Annotated in this window: 15 protein-coding genes; 4 read left to right on the top strand and 11 right to left on the bottom strand. The window is 40.5% G+C overall.

Annotation, left to right across the window (positions count from 1 at the left end):
- Positions 1 to 172: 172 nt before the first annotated feature.
- Entirely contained in the window at positions 173 to 766 is a 594-nt protein-coding gene (gene coaE, locus CPRO_RS04355) for a dephospho-CoA kinase (RefSeq protein WP_066048222.1), read from the bottom strand.
- 17 nt (positions 767 to 783) lie between these two features.
- A complete protein-coding gene (polA, locus tag CPRO_RS04350; protein WP_066048219.1) occupies positions 784 to 3,438 on the bottom strand; it encodes a DNA polymerase I in 2,655 nt (884 codons plus the stop codon).
- A gap of 310 nt (positions 3,439 to 3,748) precedes the next feature.
- Between polA and CPRO_RS04345 the strand changes: the two genes are divergently transcribed.
- From CPRO_RS04345 to CPRO_RS04330, 4 genes are all read left to right on the top strand, one after another.
- Positions 3,749 to 4,756, top strand: coding sequence for an ABC transporter substrate-binding protein (locus CPRO_RS04345; protein ID WP_066048217.1), 1,008 nt, complete (start codon positions 3,749 to 3,751; stop codon positions 4,754 to 4,756).
- A 598-nt stretch (positions 4,757 to 5,354) separates the two neighbouring features.
- Complete coding sequence (locus tag CPRO_RS04340; protein ID WP_066048214.1) at positions 5,355 to 6,743, top strand: beta/alpha barrel domain-containing protein; 1,389 nt, start codon at positions 5,355 to 5,357, stop codon at positions 6,741 to 6,743.
- A 15-nt stretch (positions 6,744 to 6,758) separates the two neighbouring features.
- Positions 6,759 to 8,687 carry an aconitate hydratase gene (locus CPRO_RS04335; protein ID WP_066048211.1) on the top strand — a complete coding sequence of 643 codons (1,929 nt, stop codon included), beginning with the start codon at positions 6,759 to 6,761 and terminating at the stop codon, positions 8,685 to 8,687.
- Positions 8,688 to 8,861: 174 nt separating this feature from the next.
- On the top strand, positions 8,862 to 9,860 hold the full coding sequence (locus CPRO_RS04330) for an isocitrate/isopropylmalate dehydrogenase family protein (protein ID WP_066048208.1): 999 nt from the start codon (positions 8,862 to 8,864) through the stop codon (positions 9,858 to 9,860).
- A gap of 414 nt (positions 9,861 to 10,274) precedes the next feature.
- Here CPRO_RS04330 and CPRO_RS04325 read toward each other — a convergent pair whose 3' ends face one another.
- Genes CPRO_RS04325 through CPRO_RS04285 form a run of 9 tightly spaced genes read right to left on the bottom strand, consistent with a single transcriptional unit; the run spans position 10,275 to position 18,300 of the window.
- Positions 10,275 to 11,651, bottom strand: coding sequence for a nickel-dependent hydrogenase large subunit (locus CPRO_RS04325; RefSeq protein ID WP_066048202.1), 1,377 nt, complete (start codon positions 11,649 to 11,651; stop codon positions 10,275 to 10,277).
- Between the two features lie 2 nt (positions 11,652 to 11,653).
- A complete protein-coding gene (locus tag CPRO_RS04320) occupies positions 11,654 to 12,550 on the bottom strand; it encodes a hydrogenase small subunit (protein WP_066053701.1) in 897 nt (298 codons plus the stop codon).
- Between the two features lie 51 nt (positions 12,551 to 12,601).
- On the bottom strand, positions 12,602 to 13,039 hold the full coding sequence (locus CPRO_RS14830) for a cytochrome b5-like heme/steroid binding domain-containing protein (protein WP_236782383.1): 438 nt from the start codon (positions 13,037 to 13,039) through the stop codon (positions 12,602 to 12,604).
- Positions 13,040 to 13,076: 37 nt separating this feature from the next.
- Entirely contained in the window at positions 13,077 to 14,078 is a 1,002-nt protein-coding gene (gene hypE / locus CPRO_RS04310; protein WP_066048201.1) for a hydrogenase expression/formation protein HypE, read from the bottom strand.
- A complete protein-coding gene (hypD, locus tag CPRO_RS04305; protein ID WP_082754220.1) occupies positions 14,075 to 15,118 on the bottom strand; it encodes a hydrogenase formation protein HypD in 1,044 nt (347 codons plus the stop codon). Before hypD ends, hypE begins: the two co-directional genes overlap by 4 nt.
- Positions 15,093 to 15,329 carry a HypC/HybG/HupF family hydrogenase formation chaperone gene (locus tag CPRO_RS04300; protein WP_066048198.1) on the bottom strand — a complete coding sequence of 79 codons (237 nt, stop codon included), beginning with the start codon at positions 15,327 to 15,329 and terminating at the stop codon, positions 15,093 to 15,095. The genes hypD and CPRO_RS04300 overlap by 26 nt, the downstream gene beginning before the upstream one ends.
- Complete coding sequence (gene hypF / locus CPRO_RS04295) at positions 15,292 to 17,592, bottom strand: carbamoyltransferase HypF (protein ID WP_066048197.1); 2,301 nt, start codon at positions 17,590 to 17,592, stop codon at positions 15,292 to 15,294. Before hypF ends, CPRO_RS04300 begins: the two co-directional genes overlap by 38 nt.
- Entirely contained in the window at positions 17,589 to 17,846 is a 258-nt protein-coding gene (locus tag CPRO_RS04290; RefSeq protein ID WP_066048194.1) for a hypothetical protein, read from the bottom strand. The genes hypF and CPRO_RS04290 overlap by 4 nt, the downstream gene beginning before the upstream one ends.
- Positions 17,839 to 18,300 (bottom strand): hydrogenase maturation protease, encoded by a 462-nt coding sequence (locus CPRO_RS04285; RefSeq protein ID WP_066053695.1) that lies wholly within the window; start codon positions 18,298 to 18,300, stop codon positions 17,839 to 17,841. Before CPRO_RS04285 ends, CPRO_RS04290 begins: the two co-directional genes overlap by 8 nt.
- Positions 18,301 to 18,337: the final 37 nt, after the last annotated feature.

Raw genomic sequence — 18,337 nt, 5'->3', positions numbered from 1 at the left:
GACAAAAGCTTTCTCATTTTAAAGGACTTTACGTTTAGTTTGTAGCATTAGTCTCATAGCATTTCCACTGAAAAAACCTCGAAATTAAACCTATACAGTCTTTGATTAAACTTCCCTTTAATCCTTCAAAGCATTTTATCATTTACCAATTTCTTTATTTTTCAGATTGCTATTATGCATATTTTTTCATCAAGCTTTCTACCTGCTTTTGCACATTTTCCAAGGTATCGCTGTTATCAATCACTTCATGGGCATAGCTTTTATATTCTTCCCATGATTTTTGATTTGCGATACGAGCTTTTGCCGTTTCATATGTAATTCCATCCCTCTGCATGACGCGGCGAGCACGAACTTCCTCATGGGCATAAACAACCCAAATGGCATCACAAATTTCATTTAGCCCAGCTTCAATGAGCAATGGTGCGTCTATGATAATCAGCTTTGACTGATTCTTTTCTTTCGTCTCTTGAATTTGCTCCGCAATCTCCTGGACGATATATTTATGGGTGCAAATATTCAAAAATTCCAGCTTTTCTTTATCCCGAAACACAATTTCCCCAAGCTTACGCCGAAAAATTTCGCCATCTTCCTGTAAAATTTGCTCTCCAAAATAGGCAACCAACTCATCATAAGCAGGTTTCCCCTTTTTTATAATTTGATGGGCAATCAGGTCAGCATCAATAATGGCGGCACCTGCCTCCCGAAGGCATTGGCTTACCACACTTTTTCCACTGCCTGTTCCTCCTGTTAAACCAATCACTTTCATGTCAAATCCCTCATTTTTTATTTCGCCTCAAACCACGAGTGTCCTTCATGAACATCCACATCCAACGGAACGGAAAGTTCTGCCGCCTGTTCCATTTTTTCTTTCAAAATTTTAGCCACTGCTTCCTTTTCCTCTTTAAAAGTCTCAATCAACAACTCATCGTGAACCTGCAAAATTAAGCGAGAACGATAGCCCCCTTCTTTTAATGCGTGATGGACTTGAACCATGGCAATTTTAATAATATCCGCCGCACTTCCCTGAATGGGCATATTCATAGCAACACGCTCACCAAAGGAACGTTGAATAAAATTATTACTCTGCAATTCAGGCATTGCCCTTCTTCTATTCCAAAGGGTGGCAACATAGCCCTCCTTGGTTGCATTTTCAATAGTTTCGTTTAAATATTTTTTGATGTTAGGATATTTTGCAAAATATGCAGCAATATATTGCTCTGCTTCTTTTCTTGTAATTCCCAAATCTTGACTAAGACTAAAGGACCCAATGCCATAAACAATACCAAAATTAACTGCCTTTGCATTGCTTCTTTGCAAAGCCGTTACCTCATCAAAGGGTACGTGGAACACCTGAGATGCCGTCAATCTATGAATATCTTGATCATTGCGAAATGCATTGATTAAGGTTTCATCTCCTGCAATATGGGCAAGAACACGCAACTCAATTTGGGAATAATCTGCATCCAAAAAACAGTATTCTTCACTTTCGGGAATAAATACCTTTCGAAGTTCTCTGCCCAATTCCAAACGAACGGGGATATTCTGCAAATTTGGTTCAGTAGAGCTGATGCGCCCCGTGGCAGTAATCGTCTGATTAAAGGTAGAATAGATTTTCTCAGTTTTTTCATCCATTACAGCCAAAAGCCCATCGGCATAGGTGCTTTTTAGCTTTGCCAATTGACGATAATACAATATTTTTTCTACCATAGGGTGTTCAAATCTTAATTTTTCTAAAACATCGGCGGCAGTGGAATAGCCTGTTTTTGTTTTTTTACCGCCTTTTAAGCCTAATTTCTCAAAAAGAATTACACCCAGCTGTTTTGGTGAGTTCAAGTTAAATTCCTCTCCCGAAAGAGCAAAAATTTCTTTTGTAATCCCTTCAATACTGATTTCCAAATTCTTTTGATACTCCAATAAGGCATTTTTATCCACCTTAATGCCATACTCCTCCATATCTGCAAGAACATAAATTAAAGGCATTTCTATCTCATAAAACAGTTGGTTCTGTCCATTTTTCTCTAACTGCTCAGTCATAATCTTTTTTGTTTCAAAGAAAACCTTTGCTTGGGATACAGCAAAACCCTTTCTCTCTTCCTCGGAAAGGGTAGAAAAAGCCTTTTTGCTTTTCCCCTTACCCATAACTTCCTCTCCGGAAGGCAAAATTAGATTCAAAAAAGTCTTTGCCAAATCATCATAGGCATAAGATGTTCCCGTAGGATTTAAAATATAAGCGGCAATTGCCGTATCAAAGGAAATCTCAGTGGTTTTTCCAAGCTTCTCTCGAAGCATTTTAATATCGTTTTTAATATCGTGGCCAATTTTCACATAATTGTTGTCGCCGAAAAATGTCTCTGCTACTTGAAATAGCTGTTCTACCGATAAATTCTCCCCAACTTCAAGCCAACATCCACCTATTTCCTCTTGATACAAGGCCAGTCCTTGACATTTCCCTTCATCCATCAGAAAATGATAGGCAGTTTCCCTTTTCTCTAAATTTTCAAGAAATATCTTTGCTGTTTCAAAAGAATAAATACCCAGAAAATCTTCGGTTTGTGCTGTTTGAACCTCTTCTTTTTCAAAGCGGTCATACATGCTTTTTAATTCTAAACGTTTCACTAAATCATAAGCCTTTGGATTAAACATATCTCCGATTTTTGTTTGCATTTTTTCGAAGGAAATAGGCATGTCCCGAATAATGGTGGCCAAAAATTTGCTGATTCTCGCCTGCTCTTGAAACTCTGTCAGATTTTCCGAGGCCTTTTTCGGTTTTATCTCCAAGCTATGGGCAATGGCATTTTCCAATTCGTGATAGTCTTGTATAATTTTTACGGCAGTTTTTTCTCCAATCCCCGGTACACCTGGAATATTATCGGAAGCATCTCCCATCAAAGCTTTTACATCTATAAATTCCAAAGGTGTTACACCATATTTTTCTATAACATCCTTTGCATAATAATCCTCTGTTTCCGTGCGTCCGCCCTTTGTTTTTGGAATACGCACCATCACAGTTTCACTAGCAAGCTGCAATAAATCTCTGTCTCCGGAAACAACAATAGGGATAACGCCTGCTTCCTCAGCTTTTGCAGAAAGGGTTCCCAAAATATCATCCGCCTCAAAGCCTTCCATCTCATAGATTTGGACATTCATTGCTTGGAGCATTTCTTTTAAAAGAGGCATTTGCTCTCTTAGTTCGTCGGGCATGCCCTTTCTTGTACCCTTATAACCATCAAACTCTATATGACGAAAGGTTGGTGCATGCAAATCAAAGGCAACCGCCAAATAATCTGGCTTTTCCTCATCCATCAGCTTAAATAGAATATTTAAAAAGCCGTAAACCCCGTTTGTATGCTGACCTTCTCTGTTTGTTAAAAGGGGCACACCATAAAACGCACGATTTACAATGCTGTTTCCATCTATCAACATTATTTTTTCAGTCATAACTGACCTCCTATATTCATCAAACATATTTCATGTAACGGCTGGGCTTTACTGCCCGCCGCACTAGGTGTAGTTTCATTCCAAACAAAACCGCTCCAACAATATACTTCCGAAGCCAGAAGCTTCCATTTGCAAAAAACCTGAGTAAAAATCCATTTCAGAAATAATTACGTATTTTACCATGCTAATTATTATACACCAATTTAATATAAAAACCTATTACAAAAACTGAAATTTTTCCTAAGGACAATTTGAATTTTCCGCCTTTTGTGCATATAGTAGCAATGAAAACATCTGCAGGAGGTTACTCATGAAAAAATTCATATCTCTTTTATTAACAGGCGGGATGACTTTGTCCTTGCTGTCAGGCTGTTCTCCCAAACCTGAGGCACAGGCAGAACTGACCCCTGTCAGACTCAACGAGGTTGTGCATTCTGTTTTTTATGCACCCCAGTATGTTGCTCAAGAATTGGGCTTCTTTGAAGAAGAAGGATTGGATGTCACTGTTGCCATTGGAAATGGCGCAGATAAGTCCATGACAGCACTGCTCTCTGATTCCGCAGATATTGCCCTTTTGGGTACAGAAGCAGGCATCTACGTTTATAACGAGGGCAAAGAAAATTATCCGAAGGCTTTTCTCCAGCTCACCCAAAGAGCAGGGAATTTTCTTGTTTCCCGTACAGATGAGCCTGACTTTAAATGGGACGATTTAAAAGGAAAATCCGTAATTGGTGGTAGACTTGGCGGCATGCCGGAAATGGTTTTGGAGTATGTTTTAAAGGAAAACGGCTTAAAATTAAATGAGGACGTTGAAATTATTAATAACATTGATTTCTCCTCCACAGCAGGGGCTTTTACAGGAAACGTAGGCGATTATACTGTAGAATTCGAGCCTGTAGCAACCACGTTGGAAAGCAGTGGCAGCGGCCATATTGTTGCATCTTTGGGTGCAGCCAGCGGATATGTGCCTTACACCGTTTATATGGCAAGGGATGAATTTATGAATAGCCACCCTGAAACCATTGAAGCTTTCACAAGGGCAATCTATAAAGGACAAATTTGGGTAAAGGAACACACCGCCGAAGAAATTGCCAAAGTAGTTTCCCCTCAATTCCCTGATTCAGATGTGGCAACCCTGACCACTATCATTGAACGTTACAAAGCACAAGATACTTGGAAAGAAGACCCTGTTTTCTCAGAAGAAGGCTTCACTCTCATTCAAGACATTATGGAGCAAGGTGGCCAACTTGCACAAAGAGTACCCTTCACCGATTTAGTTCGCACTGATTTTGCGCAAGATGCAATGAAAAAATCTTAATAAAAACCTTGTTTTTGCATAACACACTTGCTTTGAAAAAGCCCCCCAAATTTTATAAAACCCGCATTTCATGCGGGTTTTATTGGTTTAAGAAGTATATATATTTGTTTGAGCCAAAACGCTCAAAACTTTGTCTTATTGAAGAATGAATTTAATTATATAAAGTAAAGCAAATGTTCGTATGACGAAATTACAAGCATACGAGCTTTTGCTTTTACATCTATTCAAACTTTTCGCAAGGTTGACATTTGCATTATTTTCATCAATGATTATGTTCAGGCAAATTTCATTTTTATGTTTACTATATATGTTTAAAAAAACAGAAATCATGCCCTCTCGCCCTCAAAATCGTTTTATTACTTATTAATTTTTTTCATAATTTTGATATAAAAGAGCCTAAACATTCTTCCTTTCTATTGTTTTTATTCACTACACTTTTCTGATTCATTGAATTTTAGGCATATTTTCATAAATAATCCCTTTTTATATATTTATATTATGAATTATTTTCTATTGACGAAAAAACAATTTATTGATATATTTTATAAATAGAAAAGTATAGCTTACTATCATAAAAACTATACACAGGGGGGATTGCATGATTTCTTTTAATAATAAAAACAATTTATTGGAACTTAGACAGTATAAATACAGTTTACAAAACGTAGAAGAACCAAATCTTTATCGTGATAACTTTAATTATGATGAAATTCCAAAGTGCACCTTCAATCATCGTTTGGTACCTATGAATCCACCTGATGAAATTTGGATGACAGACACTACTTTCCGTGATGGTCAGCAGGCAAGAACACCTTATACCGTAGAGCAAATTACCACCCTTTACGAGATGCTCAGCCGCTTAGGTGGGCCAAAAGGGAAAGTACGCCAATGTGAATTCTTCGTTTACAGCGAAACCGACCGCAAAGCAATTCGTGCTTGTCAGGAAATGGGGTTAAAATTCCCCGAAATTACAGGCTGGATTCGTGCCACCAAAGAAGACTTTAAGTTGGTAAAGGATATGAATCTTCAGGAATGCGGAATTCTGGTAAGCTGCTCTGATTATCATATTTTTCATAAGCTACATAAAACAAGAGAACAAGCCCTACATGATTACTTGGAAATTGTCAAGGCAGCTTTAGACTACGGCATTCGTCCACGATGTCATTTTGAGGACGTTACACGGGCAGACTACTATGGTTTTGTAGTTCCTTTTGCCACTGAATTGAAAAAGCTCATGGATCAGTATCAGATTCCCGTAAAAATCCGATTCTGTGATACAATGGGCTATGGGGTTCCCTTCCCTGGTGCAACCCTTCCCCGAAGTGTTGCAGGTATTATTTACGGTATCAACCACTTTGCTCAGTTCCCTAGTGAGTTAATTGAATGGCATGGTCATAACGACTTCTATAAAGCCGTTGTAAATGCCACAACCGCTTGGCTTTATGGTGCAAGCTCCATCAATTGCTCCCTTTTGGGCATCGGCGAAAGAACAGGGAATACACCTTTAGAGGCCATGGTAATTGAATATGCCCAAATACGTGGAACACTAGATGGCATGGATCCTACAGTAATTACAGAGATTGCTGAATATTATGAATCACATTTGGACTATTCCATTCCTGATAGAACGCCCTTCGTGGGCAGAGATTTTAACGTAACCCGTGCAGGCATTCATGCTGATGGTGTAGCAAAGGACGAAGAAATCTATAACATTTTTAACACATCAAAGATTTTAAATCGCCCTATTGGCGTTGAAATTAATAAAAACTCCGGTTCCGCAGGTATTGCATATTGGCTGAATCAATACCTTGGCTTAAAGAATGATGAAATGATTCATAAAAACTCTCCTGAAGCAACAATTTTATTAAACTGGGTAGATGGCCTTTATGCAGATGGCCGTGTTACCTTTATCAGTAAAGAAGAATTGGTTGAGGCGATGAAAACCCTTACACCTCATCTATTCGCATTAAAAAAGAAAAAGAAATAAGGAGGAACCAACTATATGAACCTAACCGAAAAGCTCATCAGCTCCCATCTGATAAGCGGAAACATGATTTCAGGAAAAGAAATTGCCATTAAAATCGACCAAACTTTAACACAAGACTCCACCGGAACCATGGCATATCTGCAATTTGAAGCCATGGGGATTCCCAGAGTAAAAACAGAACGCTCTGTTGCCTACATTGACCACAACACTTTGCAAACGGGCTTCGAAAATGCCGATGACCACAAGTATATTCAAACCGTAGCAAACAAACATGGTATTTATTTTTCAAAACCAGGCAACGGCATTTGCCATCAGGTGCATTTGGAACGTTTTGGCAAACCCGGTAAAACCCTTTTGGGCTCCGATAGCCATACACCCACAGGCGGCGGCATCGGTATGCTTGCCATTGGTGCAGGCGGCCTAGATGTTGCGGTAGCCATGGGTGGTGGTGCTTATTATTTAGCAATGCCTAAGGTTTGTCGTGTGAATTTAGTTGGTTCCTTACAGCCTTGGGTAACTGCGAAGGATGTAATTTTGGAAGTGCTTCGCCTGCTTTCTGTAAAGGGCGGCATAGGCAAGGTTATGGAATACAGTGGCGAAGGCGTAAAAAGCCTGAGTGTTCCCCAGAGAGCAACCATTACAAACATGGGCGCAGAATTGGGTGCAACCACTTCCGTTTTCCCCAGTGATGAAGTAACAAAAGCTTTCTTAAAAGCACAGGGACGCGAAGAAGATTGGATAGAACTTTCAGCTGACGCTGATGCTACATATGATGAGGAAATCACCGTTGATTTGGACAAAATTGTTCCTTTGGTGGCTTGTCCTCACAGCCCTGATAATATCAAAAGAGTAAAAGAAATTGAAGGTTTGTCGGTAGATCAGGTTGCCATTGGCAGTTGTACCAATTCCTCTTATACAGATATGATGACCGTTGCCGCTTTGTTGAAAGGTAAAACCGTTGACCCTAACGTAAGCTTGGTTATCGCTCCTGGTTCTAAGCAGGTTATGAATATGCTGGCGGCAAATGGCGGCCTCGCAGATATCATTTCTGCCGGCGCCCGTATTTTGGAATGCGGCTGCGGTCCTTGCATCGGTATGGGACAGGCTCCTGCAACCAATGCCGTTTCCTTAAGAACCATCAACCGTAATTTTGAAGGAAGAAGCGGTACAAAATCAGCACAGGTTTATATCGTAAGCCCGGAAACAGCCGTTGCAAGTGCCCTTTCTGGAAAGCTGACCGATCCCAACTCTTTGGGTGAAGCTCCTTTGATTTCCATGCCTGAGCATTTCTTGGTAAACGATAATTTAATTATCCCACCCTCCCCTGAAGGAGAGATGGTCAACGTGGTAAGAGGGCCAAATATTCAACCCTTCCCCAAAAACACAAAGGTTCCCAAGGATATTCGTGGCGGCGCTTTGATTAAGGTAGATGATAATATTACCACTGATCATATCATGCCTTCCAATGCAAAACTGCTCCCTTACCGCTCCAATGTGCCCTTTTTGGCAGATTACTGCTTAACACCCTGTGACCCCAAATTCCCCGCTCGTGCGAAGGCGGCTGGTGGTGGTTTCATCGTAGCAGGTCAAAACTATGGTCAAGGAAGCAGCCGTGAGCATGCCGCACTGGCTCCACTACAATTGGGTGTAAAAGCCGTTCTTGCCAAATCCTTTGCTAGAATTCATATGGCAAACCTGATTAACAACGGCATATTGCCCTTGGTTTTCGCCAACGAGTGGGACTATGATACCATTCAATTGGGAGACGAATTCATCATTAAATATGCGGCAGACCAGATCAAAAGCGCAGTAGACGGTCAGGATGTTATTGTGACTCATGTGCGCAAAGGCGAAGAAATTGCAACCCGTTTGAATATTTCTGCAAGACAAAGAGATATTCTCTTGGCTGGCGGTCTTTTAAACTATACAAAGGAATCAAACTGAGAGAAGAAATTTTTTTAGGTTTTCGAAATAATCTGAATTTTAGTTATTATCATCAGCTAGAATTAGCCAAAAGAAGCAGTACAAAGTCGTAAATTCCTTTAAGACTTTTTCAAGCGGCAAATGCTGTTTAAAAGGCAGTTTCTAAACCCTTATTATTGCAGGAGGAAAGAAAAAATGGCACATCATGTTACTTTAATTCCAGGCGACGGCAGCGGCCCCGAGGTAATTGCTGCGGCAAAAAAAGTTGTGGAAGCAACAGGCGTTGATATTCAGTGGGAAGAAGCCCATGCCGGCGCGGCTATGATTGAAAAATATGGAACGCCCCTTCCCGATGAAACCATTGCGTCCATTCGTAAAACGGGAGTTGCTTTAAAGGGACCTGTTGCAACCCCCGTGGGCACAGGATTCCGCAGTGTAAACGTTGCAATGAGGAAAACCTTTGATTTATACGCAAATGTTCGCCCCGCAAAAACCTATCCCGGTGTTATTACAAAGTTTGAAAACATTGATTTGGTTATCGTGCGGGAAAATACCGAGGATCTTTATGCAGGAATTGAGCGTATGGTGGATGAGGATACCGCAGAAAGCATCAAGCTTTTTACCAGAAAGGGCTGTGAACGTATCATCCGTTATGCCTTCGAGTATGCCGTTAGAGAGGGCAGAAAAAAAGTAACCGCTGTTCACAAAGCCAATATCATGAAATGTACAGATGGTATGTTCCTTGATATTGCCAGAGAAATTGCCAAAGAATACCCTCAGATTCAGTTTAACGACAGTATTGTGGATGCCATGTGCATGCGCTTGGTAATGCACCCTGAAGATTATGATGTGTTGGTTTGCCCCAACCTTTATGGGGACATTGTGTCAGACCTTTGTGCCGGTTTGGTTGGCGGGCTGGGTCTAACCCCTAGCGCAAACATTGGTGTAGATGGTGCAATTTTTGAACCAATTCACGGTTCTGCACCTGACATTGCAGGCCAGCACAAAATCAACCCTACCGCAGCAATTCTTTCTGCATCTCTTATGCTTGCTCATTTGGGCGAGGGCAAAGCGGCGGCAAGCATTGAAAAAGCTGTGGAAAAGGTTATTGACGAGGGCAAGGTTCTCACTGTTGACATGGGGGGAACCGCTTCTACGGAAGAATTTGCAGAAGCAGTGATTTCTGCATTGTAAATATGCAGATCCATTCATAACGAGTTGCCGCATATTAAAAAAAGACTGGATAAAAGCGTATTGCGCTTTACCAGTCTTTTTTATTGGATTATTGCAAAACTGCAAAACGAATGACAAAAGCACTTCTTAATATAAAGAGAACTATTATTAAATGAATGAAGGAAACATTTTTTCTCCACTTAAGCTAATGCAAGTTTTTGTGTTTTAATACCGATATAAACTGTCATTAAGTGAGTTTCTATAAGCACCAACGCAACTTCAATACTAAAAAAGATGTTTTATATCGGCGATTTACCTTATAACGTATACAAATCTCCCATAAACCGTTTTCAAATAACCATTTCTGTAAAACCAAAGTCTGTTCCTTCTCTTTGACAAACCTTCCCCAGTTTCTTTTCCACAGTATGTATAAAATTATACAACCCGAATGATATTCCCAGGCTTTCCTTCCGAAAAAACATGGGTTGCACAGGAGACGCAAGGATCGAAGGAACGTATAATTCTCCCGATTTCAACGGGCGCATCCACCGAACTGACATGGGATCCTATGATAGCCATCTCCCCTGTGCCCTTTATATCTCCCGTTTGCGTAGATAAATTCCATGCGGACGGCGTTATAATCTGATAAAATGCTATTTTTTTATTCTCTATTACAAGCCAATGACCAAGGGCACCTCTGGTTGTATCAAGCAACCCCCTACCCATGGCATTATCCGGAACCCGATACTCCTCCTGCATCGGAACCCCGGGAATTAAATTACCAATCAATTCTTTCATAATCTGAGTAATTTTTTTGGCTTCCAGTACTCTGGCGATGGTTCTATCCATTGCCGATATACCATTTCTGTATTCTCCGCTTAGCCATTGCCTTGCCAAAGGCCCGACTTCAAAGGGCAATTCATTGTATCTTGTTGCTTTAATCCATGAATACGCCTTTTCTTTCTGAAAATCAGGTTGGTCATATTCGTTGTACCAAGAGAAATCATTTGCCTGAGATATCTCATCCGGACGAAAGGGTGTTATAATATTATTTGAATACACAAGAGGGTCTACATATAACGTCCCCAAATCCCTATAATGATCAAAACATCCATAACTCAATAAATTGCCGTACCCTTTACCCATATAATAATACTCTGAATAGTATTCCCCAATTTTATATACATCGGGAATCATTCTATCGCTAATAAATTGCTCAATGCCATCAAGAATGGATGTGAGAGCAAGAATTTTACTAATGGTGACTTGAGAAGTAATACCCCCAATAAAAACGCCATGGTTATGGGGCGCTTTACCTCCCAGTATCGCCAGCATTTGATGGGCATTACGGCTAAATTCAAGAGAAGTAAAATAGTCCTCTACCATACGGTCATTGATTTCTTTTGGAAGACGGTAATCATTGTGATCTGTCTTGAACAATGGGTAATTTTCAGGTAGTTTTACAAAATCAGGAAGAGTATATTGATAGAAATGTCTTAAGTGATTTTGAAGGAACTCGCAGGCATGAACGATATCCCGAAGATACCTCCCCTGCTCAGAGGGCACAAAATTCATAGAACTCTCCAAAGCTAGGGTAGCCGCAACGGAATGAGCTGTGGAGCAGATGCCGCAAATTCGTTGGGTGAAGTAAACAGCATCAAATGGATCTCTGCCTATTAACATTTTTTCAAAACCACGAAACATCAGCCCTTTAGTTTTTGCGTCTACCACCACACTATTTTCAACCTCTGCCTCTATTTCCATAAAACCGCTAATGCGTGTTACGGGGTTTATCGTTATTCTCTCCGCCAAGCTTACTCCCTCCTCGTTGATTTAAAAGTAATAAACGGTTCCATAGCATCGGGGAAACCGAATTGAGCACAACCAATGCAAGGAGAATCATCTTCAACGGGCCAATTCACATGTCCATTCCACTGCCTAATTGGGCAATCAATTTGTGTAACAGGGCCACGACAGCCCATTCTAAACATACAAGTTTTTTCCCCAAGCTTACTTGCAAATATTCCTTGGTCAAAATAAGACCTTCTGGGGCATCTGTCATGAATGGTAGTGCTGTAAAACATCAATGGCCGATTTCTGCTGTCCAAAGGCGGTTCTCCATACAGCATAATATAAGCAAGAGTTCCCATAAACCAATCAGGATGGCATGGACAGCCAGTCAGCTGGATAACCTTCCTTTGTAAAACTTCGTGCACCCCTACGCAGCCACTAGGATTAGGCCTTGCGGCTGACACTCCACCATGGGAGGCACATGCCCCCACAGCAATCACGTACGCTGCATTTTCCCCCAGTTGTCTTACTGCATCCAATCCTGTTATCAATTGTCCATCGTGCCTCCCTATCACGTTATAAATACCTTCGTCTTTTAGGGAGACTGCTCCTTCCACGGCAAGAATATAATCGGAACCAATCGCACCAAACAACTCATCCATTGCCTCACTTCCCTCTGCGGCAAGCAAACTATTGCTATAAACCAAATTTGCCATTTGTGTAAGGAGATACTGAAAATCTGGATTTTGGCCATTCAGCAATGAAATAATATTGCCGGCACACCCATTCAATTCAAGCCATACAAGGTTCGATTTTTTTAAATTATTATTTGAAATCTCATTATTCGCCCTTGCAACCAGCTTCGCTGTGGATTGCAGCTTACTTTCCTGATAAGGGCACTGAAAATTTTCTGTTCCCAATTTATCACCAACTTTACATTTAGGATAAAAAACCAACGATAGGCAGTGATGCTAAAAAATAGGATCTCCGTGGCAGGAATAAAATTCTTGTGTCAAATCCTTTCCCGCCCTAAGACCAAAATGTATTCCTGATGCCCAACCAGCACGACTTGATACATCATATACAAACCCATTGACTGCAACATAGGCAGGATGTCCATCTCTTCCATCATTCAGCGCCAATTCTTCCAACGTGAATTGTCTTGTATTATTCGGTTCGCTTCCCTCCTGTAGATTCACTGGTGAGCCTGGAATAACACTCTCTTCTGCAATTAGTTCGTTTGATGCTTTATATTTTTGTAATTTTCCATTCAAAATCATGGCTTCTCTGTTTAATCGTTCTAAAACCTGATGGACATTCTGATTTTTATTTATATCAAGTTCATCTATATCTGCATTTATTTGCCCCATGCTTTTACGAATAGACGCAATCAACAACTCCAAATCCATGAAAACACCCCTCACATATACCCATTCATACGGCTAATCAGCAAATTCGTGGTACTGTCTGACTCTCTAAACTTGGAAGCACCCGTTTTCCACCAATCTTTGTCTGCATATAAACAAGCTTTTGCCTATCTGCTGTAAAGCAACCAATCATCTGTGCTTCTCTACAGCCGCAAAACTCCTCTAACAGTTGCAAAATCTTGCTACCGTTACCCTTTTTCACTACAAGAAGCATTCTACCTTCACATGCAAGATACAAAGGATCAATACCCAAAATTTCATTGACAGCCTTAACCTGAGGACTAATTGGAATGTTATTCTCTAGAAGCTCCACATTAAAGCCGGCATATTCCGCTATTTCGTTCAAAACTGTGGCAACCCCTCCCCTTGTGGGGTCTTTCATCTGTTTTATGTAGGGCAGCATTATTTCTAAGTCGGAGACAAGGTGACTCAAGGCACAACAGTCGCTCTTAATATTGGTTTCAATGGCAAGATCGTAACGATCAAGCAATATGGCAGTGCCATGTTCTGCAATGGTTCCTGTTATGATAATCTCATCCCCCGGTTCAATTTCACAAGGAGAATACTGCTCAGACACAACACCAATCCCTGAAGTATTGATAAATATGCCATCAGCGCTTCCTTTTTCAACAACCTTGGTATCACCTGTGACAATCTTCACCCCATTCCTTTTACATACCTCACCCATTGAGCGGGCAATTTGACACAAGGCTTCTATATCAAAGCCCTCTTCAATAATGAAACCCGCACTAACGTAAAGGGGTTTTGCCCCCGCTGTTGCAAGGTCATTTAATGTGCCGCAGATTGCCAGCTTACCAATGTCCCCACCACGAAAGAATACAGGTTGAACCACAAAGCTATCAGTAGTATAGGCAAGCTTTGAAGCTTTTGTGGTAAAAACAAAAGAATCACTTAGACAAACCTCGCCTTCTTCTCCATAGCTTTTTAAAAATATCTCTCGTATCAGTTCATTTGTTTTTGTACCACCATCACCATGGTTTAGTTTGATTTTGTTTGTCAAAAGATTACCCTCCCGTATTTATAATGGGCTGAGCAAGCCCCCTCTGAAGAAATCATACAAGGCCCTAAGGGATTTTCAGGCGTACAGCTCAACCCAAACTGAATACATTCATAGGGAGCCTTTCGACCAAGTATAATTTCTCTGCATTGGCAGACAGAAGGTTTTAAAGTCATTTCCTCCGAAATAGAAAACCTACTTCTTGCATCCAAACTTTGGTATTTTTGTTTTAGTACCAATGCAGAATCCGAAACCTTTCCAATACCGCGCCAATATCCATCCTCTGTTTGATAAACCTCATTTATATATTCCTTTGCCAACGGATTGCCTTGGTTACGAACGCAACGAGGATATAAGTTTAAGAAGGAAATGGGACATCTTCCATCAATTTGGTCTAAAAGGCTGTAGACTCCCATTTTCATATCCTCCGCCTCAAAACCACAAACCACAGCAGGAAGATTATATTCCTCTGTTACAAATCGAAAGGCCTCCCCTCCTAAAACTGAGGCAACATGACCAGGGCAAATGAGCCCATCTATCTTAGACTCTTCATCCATCAGAATGAAACGGAGAATCGGTTCCATTCGTTTTAGTGCAGTTAGAAAAAGCAGATTTTCAGGCCCATACTCAAATACATTTTTAATCGTCGCCCCAATAATCGGCGCCGTTGTTTCAAACCCCACCGCCAAAAAAACGACAGTCTTCTTGGGATATTTCCGTGCCAATGTGACTGCATCCTCAGGAGAATACACAGTAAAAACACTATCTTTCCTTTTTATTTCAGATAGACTGAAATTGGTTCCTCTGACCTTCAACATATCACCAAAGGTGGCCAAAATCACATCTTCATGAGCAAGCAATGCTATGGCTCCATCAATATAGCCTTCATGGGTAACACATACCGGACAGCCGGGGCCAGACAAGAGCTTCACATGATTCGGTAAAAGATATCGAATGCCAGATTTTGCGATAGCCTGTGTATGGGTACCACAAACTTCCATAATCCGTACTGTTTTTTTAATTTCCTGTTCCATTTTCATCATCGTTTATCATCTCATTTAATATGGTATTTAAAAATGTATACTCCTCTTGATCAATCTTTTCAATGGCAAAACCAGCATGTAATAACACAAAATCTCCCGCCATAGGACTTTCGATAAGCTGAACATTAATTTTCTGACCCACACCCATGGTTTCAACGTAGGCATACTTTCCATCAACTGAAATAATTTTCGTTGGAACTGCCAGACACATAAGCCCTCTCCTCCAAAATGGAAGCCGCCACAGCTGCCTGACCAAAAGACAAGCCCCCATCATTTCGTGGTACTTTTTGATTGTAATAAACATGAAAACCCAATATCCTCAGTCCAGAAACAACATTTTTTAAGAGGAATGTATTTTCAAAAACGCCTCCCCCTAAAAAAACATTGTCTACTAGATACTTTTCTCTTATTCTGCAAGCACATTCTATGGTTGCTTTAGAAATTGTATTGTGAAATTTTGCAGATATGACAGAAATAGGTTGATGATTTCCGAAATCCTCCAATACACCCTCCAAAATGCTTTGGTAGCCCAATATGAAAACCCCAGCTCTCTCAGTTATGGTAAAGGAGTATGTTTCTGTTATGCTGTCATCCACTAAGCTTTCCAGTTCAATGGCCGCCTGCGCCTCATAGGAAATATGGCTGCATCCCAATAATAGGGCGGCAACACAATCAAATAATCTGCCCATACTAGAGGATTGATAGCAATTCACCTTTTTCTGCAATGCTTTTTCCACAACCTGTAGCTGCACCTTATCTAAGTTAGGAAAAAAAGACTCTATGCTTTCATGTATTGTATCAAGATAGGATAAGGCACATTTCCAAGGTTCTTCTATGGCAGAATCTCCGCCCTGCAATGTAATATACTCCAAATGTCCCACCCTTTTATATTGAGACCTATTGCCTATGAAGAATTCTCCGCCCCATATGGCTCCGTCTGCCCCCATACCGGTGCCATCAAATATAATGCCGATTCCTTTTTCATAAAAATTGTGCTCCGCCATACATGCCGCCATATGGGCATGATGATGCTGTACAGCGATGGTTGTGATTTTCTGTTTCTTTGCGTATTGTGTTGAAAAATAATTTGGATGTAAATCATGGGCAATGGCTTGGGGTGATGCATTTAAAAGTCTGGATAGTCTATCTATCACAGAAGTATATTCCTTGCAAGCATCCAGAAAATGAAGTTCTCCCAGATATTGGCTGATATGCGCAAGCTGATTATGCACAAAGCAAAGGGAAGCTTTTTGATTCCCCCCAACAGCTAAAATTTCATTGAGGGTATTTAACGGCAATGCCAAGGGCGCATACCCTCTGCCACAACGGCTTAATAACGCTTCCTCTTCCATCACTTTTACTACAGAGTCATCGATAGGTGTCATAATTTCACGATTATGTATGAGAAAATAGTCAGCTACATCCTTCAAATGCTCCAATGCATCTTCATCCTTATAACATATGGGCATTCCACTGATATTCCCGCTGGTCATTATCAAATACTTTAAGCTCTCATCAAACAAAAGAAAATGCAGAGGGGTATAGGGAAGCATCACACCGTACTGGCGAAGCTTTGGCGAAATATTATCTGGGAGAAAGGTGCTATCATTTCTCTTAAGTAATACGATGGGGCGCCTATTATTGGAAATCGTTTCTTTCTCCTTCGGATTTAAAGAACAAATTTCCATAACATCCGCTATACTGCACGCCATCATTGCGAACGGCTTATGAGGGCGCCTTTTTCTCATGCGCAAGGTTGCAATGGCAGTTTCATTCTCTGCATTACAAACAAGGTGATACCCGCCAATTCCTTTGATGGCTAAGATTTTTCCTTCTTTTAAAAGCTGTTTCCCCTTTTCAATGGGGTTTTCACATTCAACTTGTTCACCATTTCCAAGGAATAAAATATACTTTGGGCCACAAACAGGGCAAGCATTAGGTTGGGCATGAAATCTCCTATTCTCAGGATTTTTATATTCCTTATTACATTCCTCACACATAGTAAATGACCTCATGGTTGTATTTCCTCGGTCATAAGGTAGTTCTTCTATAATAGAATATCTGGGGCCGCAATTTGTGCAATTTGTAAACGCATAGCCAAATCGCCTATCCTTTTGATTCAGAATGTCTTCCCGACAATCATCACAAATAGCTAAATCAGGCAAAAGACAGCCTTGTATCTTTTCGTCCTCTGCACTATGTAAAATTCTAAAATCCTGAAAATGGAGCTTTGGGTGAGAAGAAATATCTATATGATGAATCACTGCATTGGGTGGGGGATTGTTGGTCAATTCATATAAAAAGCCATCCATTGCCCTTTGCTCCCCCGAAAGCACAATTACCACAGAGGCTCCTTTATTTTTTACAAAACCGGTAAGATGAAAGGCATTGGCTGTTTTATAAAGAAACGGGCGCATACCCACCCCTTGCACAATTCCATGAACTTGAATCATAAGGCTTTGGGGTTCAATCATTCCTTTTTCTCACCATCAATCTGTTCAATGGTTGCAGTCAACGGTTCAATTTCCTTTTTATCCACGACGATATTTGTCCATTCCCCGATAAGCTTGCTTTTTCTATCGGCAAAATGATCACGGATACTTTTTTCGCAAATATGGCTATGAGTATGTACCGTAATAACCAGCTTGGTGATTTTTTCGATTGCGTTTTCTTTGCATAAGCCCCCAATGGATTCATACAAATTTTGATTTAAAAAAGTATCATGCATAATTGATTTCCTCCAATATAATTTTTATAATGTTCTTTTCCACTTCTAAACAGATTTCTTGAAATCTCTCTTGTAAAATAGGACTAAGTCCTTCCCCAAAGCCCACCTCCCCAATTTCAACCCCAATCAAATAACCTTTCCATTTACAATGATAAAGACGCATCATATCAATCATGCTCATATCATGTTGCATGGGCGATCCTGAAGATTTCCCTATGGCTTCCTCAAGGCTAAGCACATGAATGGTTCCCGGCTCCCCTCCCTCGTAAAATGCATCCAGAATGAACACATAATCCTCCTGATGGATGGAATAAAAAGCACTTTGACAATCCGTTTCCCCAATAACAACATCAATTTTTCGCTTTTTCAGGCGCTCCTCCAAATGCTCTGCAACCTCAATGGCAATTCCATCATCCTTCATAAATCGATTCCCAATAGCAACTAATTTTATCATAACCCCAACCCCATTTTCAGACTGTATCTCTTTAACC

Source organism: Anaerotignum propionicum DSM 1682 (assembly GCF_001561955.1).
Taxonomy (GTDB): Bacteria; Bacillota; Clostridia; order Lachnospirales; family Anaerotignaceae; genus Chakrabartyella; species Chakrabartyella propionicum.
The sequence above is the reverse complement of the archived record's forward strand: the minus strand, read 5'-3'. Positions and strand labels throughout refer to the sequence as shown.